This is a genomic window from Saccharomonospora iraqiensis subsp. paurometabolica YIM 90007, assembly GCF_000231035.2.
Lineage (GTDB): Bacteria > Actinomycetota > Actinomycetes > Mycobacteriales > Pseudonocardiaceae > Saccharomonospora > Saccharomonospora paurometabolica.
Window position 1 is genome coordinate 3310 of the sequence record NZ_KI912234.1, and the last position, 6289, is coordinate 9598.

The following is a 6289-nucleotide window of genomic DNA, read 5'->3' on the forward strand; positions in this document are numbered from 1 at the left end:
GGCCCCGACGCCCCAGGCGCCGACGAACTGCGCCGCTCGCTGGAGGAGCGCGGCGCCGCCGTCACGATCACGGCCTGCGACGTCGCCGACCGTGGCCGGCTGACCGAGCTGCTCTCGGCGCACCCCGTGGACTCCGTGTTCCACACCGCGGGCGCCGTCGTGACCCGCCCGCTCGCCGAGACCACCGCACAGGATCTGCGCGCCGTCCGGGACGCCAAGGTGACCGGAGCTCACCTGCTCGACGAGCTGACCGGCGAGCTGAGCGCGTTCGTCCTGTTCTCCTCCGTCTCCGGCACCTGGGGCAGCGGCGGCCTCGGCGCCTACGCCGCCGCCAACGCATTGCTCGACGACCTCGCCGAGCGCAGGCGGGCTCGCGGCGAGACCGCCCTGTCCGTGGCATGGGGACCGTGGGGTGAGGCGGGCATGGCCACGGGTGGCACCGCCGACGAGTTGATCCGCCGGGGCCTGCGCCCGCTGGCTCCCGCGACCGCCCTCGACGCGCTGGGCACCGCACTGGCCGTCGGCGACACGTGCGTGACCATCGCCGACGTCGACTGGGCGCGCTTCGCCTCCGCCTTCACCGCCCGCCGCTCCAGTCCGCTGCTGGCCGACATCCCCGCGGCCCGGCCCGTCGAGACCCTGCGTCCGGCCACGGAGCCGCTGACCACGACCGATCCCGCCCGGGTCGCGGAGCTCGTGCTCGCCCGCATCGCCGCCGTCCTCGGCCACGACGGTGGTGACGCGGTCGATCGCACCCGCGCGTTCCGCGATCTCGGCTTCGACTCCCTGACCGCCGTCGAACTGCGCGACGCCCTGGCCGCCGCCACCGGGCTGCGCCTGCCCGCCACCGTCGTGTTCGACCACCCGACCCCGGACGCCCTGGTCGACTACCTCGTCGCCGAGCTGACCGGCGGCCAGGTCGTCGCGGCCACCCGGGTGCGGGCGAGCGGGGACGACGCAGCCGACCCGGTCGCGATCGTCGGCATGGGCTGCCGCCTGCCCGGTGGAGCCGACACCCCGGACGCACTCTGGGACCTGCTGCGCGCGGGCGGCGACGCCGTCAGCCCGTTCCCCGCCGACCGGGGCTGGGATCTCGACGCGCTCGTCGATCCGGACCCGGACAAGCCCGGCACCACCTACGCCGCCGAGGGCGCCTTCCTCACCGACGCCGGTGCCTTCGACGCCGGGTTCTTCGGGATCTCCCCGCGCGAGGCCGCCGCCATGGACCCGCAGCAACGCGTTCTGCTCGAAGTCACCTGGGAGGCACTGGAGCGCGCGCGGGTCGACCCGACCGGCCTGCGTGGCTCCGACACGGCGGTGTTCGCCGGGACGAACGGCCAGGACTACTCGGCCGTGGTCGCCGAGGCCCCCGACCGTCCCGACGGCTACCTCGGCACGGGCAGTGCGGCGAGCGTGCTGTCGGGGCGGGTGTCCTACGCATTGGGGCTCGAAGGCCCGTCGCTCAGCGTCGACACCGCGTGCTCGTCGTCGCTCGTCGCGCTGCACCTGGCGGTGCGGGCGCTGCGGTCGGGGGAGTGCTCGCTGGCACTGGCGGGCGGTGTGACGGTCATGGCGACCCCGACGGCCTTCACCGAGTTCGCCCGCCAGCGCGGTCTCGCCGCCGACGGGCGCTGCAAGGCCTACGCCGACGACGCCGACGGCACCGGGTGGGGTGAGGGTGCGGGGGTGCTCGTGCTCGAACGGCTGTCCGACGCCCGCCGCCACGGCCACCCGGTGCTCGCGGTCGTGCGCGGCAGCGCGGTCAACTCCGACGGTTCCTCCAACGGCCTGACCGCGCCGAACGGGCCCGCCCAGCAGCGGGTGCTGCGCTCCGCCCTCGCCGACGCGGGCCTCGCCGCGTCCGATGTGGACGCGGTGGAGGGGCACGGGACCGGGACCCGCCTCGGCGACCCGATCGAGGCCGGTGCGCTGGCCGCCGTCTACGGGGCCGACCGCGATCGGCCGCTGTGGCTGGGCTCGGTGAAGTCCAACATCGGCCACACGCAGGCGGCGGCGGGTGTGGCCGGAGTGATCAAATCCGTGCTTGCCCTGCGCCACGGCGTCCTGCCCCGCAGCCTGCACGCGGACCGGCCGTCCTCGCACGTCGACTGGGCCGACGACGTGGCCGTGCTGAACGACGAGACGGTACTGCCGCGGCTGTCGCGGCCCTGGCGGGTCGGGGTGTCGTCGTTCGGGTTCAGCGGAACGAACGCCCACGTCGTGCTCGAACAGGCCGAGACTGCGGTCGCCGGGGACGTCCCCGAGATCGACGCGGAGACGACGGTCGAGGCGGCGCCGTCCGGGCAGGCCGCACTGGTGGTGTCCGGGCGGAGCGCGGTCTCGGCGCGCGCACAGGCGGCCCGGCTGGCCGACTTCCTGGCCGAGCGGCCGGAGCATGCGCTCGCCGACGTCGCGGTGTCACTGGGGACGACGCGGGCGGCGTTCGATCACCGGATCGCCATCGTGGCCGGATCGATCGACGAGGCCGTCGAGCGGCTGCGGGCGACACGCGGGGTCGCCACGGCGCGACCGGGCCGGGTCGCGTTCGTGTTCACCGGTCAGGGGTCGCAGCGGGCCGGGATGGGCCGCGGCCTCGCTGAACGGTTCCCGGTGTTCGCGCGAGCGTGGGACGAGGTGCTGAACCTGTTCCCGGCCGAGGTGCGGGACGCGGTCACCGACGGCGAGCGGCTGGACGAGACCCGGTACGCGCAGCCGGGAATCTTCGCGTTCGAGGTCGCTCTGGTGCGATTGCTGGAGTCGTGGCAGATCACGCCGGACGTGGTGATCGGGCATTCGGTGGGGGAGATCGCCGCCGCCTGGGCGGCCGGGGTGTTCTCGCTGGAGGACGCGGCGCGACTCGTGGTCGAGCGGGGCGCGCTGATGGACGCCGTGCGCAGGTCCGGGGCGATGGCGGCCATCGCGGTGCCCGAGGACGACGTGCGGCTGACGGACGGCGTGGAACTCGCGGCCGTCAACGGCTCCGACTCGGTGGCGGTGTCCGGTGACGCGGACGCCGTCGCCCGGCTGGTGGAGACCTATCGCGAGCACGGCGTGCAGGTGTCGCCGCTGAAGGTCAGCCACGCGTTCCACTCCGCCCACATGGACGAGATCCTGGACACCTTCGCGGAGTCCGTTGCGTCGGTGCCGCGTCAGCGGGCCCGGATCGAGTTCGTGCGGGTCGCGGGCGAGGCCGACCCCACCGAGACGCGATACTGGGTCGGCAACATCCGCGACACCGTGCGGTTCGCCGACGGCGCGGCCGCACTCGACACCGCCCACGTCCTCGAGGTCGGGCCCGAAGCCGCGCTCGTCCCCTTCGTGGACGGCATGGTCGCGGCGCTTCGCAAGGGTGTCGACGAGGTCGAGTCCCTGCTGCGCGCGCTCGCGGCGCTGTGGACCCGGGGCGTGGCCCTCGACTGGCGCGCGGTCCACCCGCGCGCACAGGTGATCGAACTGCCCACGTACGCGTTCCAGCGGGACCGGTACTGGGTGGCGACCAGCCGGGTGGGCAGCGGCAGCAACCCCTGGCGCTACGTCCCCGTGTGGCAGGAGATCACGGCGGACGGGACCGCCGACGGCACCGTCCTCGACATGGCGGGCAGGACCCCCGCCGACCTCCTCGCCGCACTGCGCGACGTCGCGTCCGGCGAACGCGTCTGGTGCCTGACCCGCAACGCCGTACGCGTCGGCGACGAGGTCCCCGATCCGGACCAGGCCGCCATCTGGGGACTCGGCCGCGTCATCGCACTGGAGCAGCCCGAGCGCTGGGGCGGCCTGATCGACACCACGGGCGAGCCGGACCCCGCCAGGGTGCGCGCCGCGATGGCCTCCGGCGAAGACCAGGTCGCCCTCCGCGACACCCTGCTGGCAGCACGCGTCGTCGCGGCCCCGCATCCTCGCGGCCGGGCCGTCGTCGACGGGGCCACCGTGCTGATCACCGGCGGCACCGGAGGACTCGGCCTGGCCGTGGCCCGGCACCTGCGGGGTGCGGCGAAGATCGTTCTCGCCAGCCGTACCGGCGTGCTCGATGACACCCGATTCGGCCCGGAGGTGATCGCGGTACGGGCCGACGTCACCGACCGCGACGCGCTCAGGTCCGTGCTGGACGAGCACGCGCCGACCGTCGTCATCCACGCGGCGGGCATCGGGGGCCCCCGCACCCCCGCCGACGCCCTCGAACCCGCGGAGCTGGCCGAGGTCCTGCACGCCAAGGTCGCCGGTGCCCGCCTGCTCGACGAGCTGGTCGGTGACGTGGACGCGTTCGTGCTGTTCTCCTCCATCGCGGGTGTCTGGGGAAGCGGCCACCAGGGCGCCTACTCCGCCGCGAACGCCGCCCTGCACGGCATCGCCCATGCGCGCCGCGCTCGCGGACTGAACGCCACCACCGTCGCCTGGGGCCCGTGGGCCGGGGTCGGCATGGCGCACGACGCGGGGCAGCTGGCCGGGCTGGGCAGGATGGGCCTGCGCCCGCTCGATCCCGACCGGGCCGCCAGGGCGTTGCTGCGCGAGCTCGGTGGCGCCGACCCCGTCGTCGTTCTCGCCGACGTGGACTGGGCCACCTTCCACCCGGCCTTCACCGCTCGCCGTCCGTCGCCGCTGCTGTCCGAGCTCGTCGGCGCGCCCGAGCCGGAGCCGAGCGCACCGACCGACCTCACCCCGGCCCGAGCGGTGAAACTGGTCCGCGCGCTGGCCGCCGACGTCCTGGGTTATGCCGACGCCACCGCGCTCGGCGCCGACACGGCCTTCCGCGACCTCGGCTTCGACTCGCTGACCGCTGTCGAGCTGCGTGACCGGGTCGCCGACGCCACCGGGGTCCGCCTGCCCCCGACCGTCGTCTTCGACGAGCCGACGCCGCAGCGGCTCGCCACAGTGCTCACCGGCGACGACCGAACGGAGACCACCACGGTCGCCGCGACCACCGACGATCCGGTCGTCATCATCGGCTCCGCCTGCCGCTACCCCGGAGGTGTCGGCTCGCCGGGGGACCTGTGGCGGCTGGTGCTGGCGGGGACCGACGCCGTGGGCGGCCTGCCGACCGACCGCGGGTGGCCTGCCGACCTGCACCACCCCGACCCCGATCATCCGGGCACCTCGATGTCCCGGCACGGCGGCTTCCTCGACGGCGCCACCGGCTTCGACGCCGCGTTCTTCGGGGTCAGCCCGCGCGAGGCGCTGGCCATGGATCCGCAGCAGCGGCACCTGTTAGAGGTGTCCTGGGAGGCCGTCGAGCGGGCGGGCATCGACCCGCACACCCTGCGCGGCAGCCGGACCGGTGTCTTCGCGGGCGCCAACCCGAACGACTACGCGGCCGTGCTCGCCGAGGGAAGCGAGGACGTCGGCGGGCACCTCGGTGTCGGCAACGCCCCGAGCGTGCTGTCCGGGCGCATCGCCTACACCCTCGGTCTGGAGGGGCCCGCACTCAGCGTCGACACGGCCTGCTCCTCGTCGCTGGTCGCCCTCCACCTGGCCAGCAGGGCGCTGCGTGCGGGGGAGTGCGACCTCGCACTCGCCGGGGCCGCCACGATCATGTCAACGCCCGGGGTGCTGGTGGAGTTCACCCGCCAGCGCGCGATGTCGGCGGACGGCCGGTGCCGGGCGTTCGGTGCGGACGCCGACGGCACCGGGTGGTCCGAGGGCGTGGGCATGCTCGTGCTGACGCGGCAGTCGGTCGCCGAAGCCGAGGGCCACCCCGTGCTGGCCGTCGTCCGCGGTACCGCCGTCAACTCCGACGGCGCCTCCAACGGCCTCACCGCCCCCAACGGGCGCTCCCAGCAGCGGGTCCTCCGGGCCGCCCTCGCCGACGCCGGGCTCATGCCGTCCGATGTGGACGCGGTCGAGGCGCACGGGACCGGCACGACCCTCGGCGACCCGATCGAGGCCGAGGCCGTCCTCGCGGTCTACGGGCAGGACCGCGAGCATCCCCTGCGCCTGGGGTCGCTGAAGTCCAACATCGGACATGCCCAGGCCGCTGCCGGAGTCGGCGGCGTCCTCAAGACCGTGTGGGCGATGCGCCACGGTGTGCTGCCGCGCACGCTGCACGCCGACGAGCCCACCCCCCACGTCGACTGGTCGTCGGGCCGGGTCGAGCTGCTGACCGAGGCCGCGGACTGGCCCGAGACCGGCCGTCCTCGCCGGGCGGGGGTGTCGTCGTTCGGATTCAGCGGCACCAACGCCCACGTCATTCTCGAACAACCGCCCGCCCCGCCCGCCCCGGTCGCCGTGGACGGTGCGGGGGGTGCTCCGGCGTTCCCGGTCCACGCGCTGCCGCTCTCGGCCGCGAGCCCCGCCG

The 6289-nt window shown here is 75.0% G+C and carries 1 protein-coding gene; it reads left to right on the forward strand.

Annotated features, from left to right (window positions below):
- A partial coding sequence (locus SACPADRAFT_RS27070; RefSeq protein WP_007026029.1) for a type I polyketide synthase occupies positions 1–6289 on the forward strand: 6289 nt, incomplete at both ends.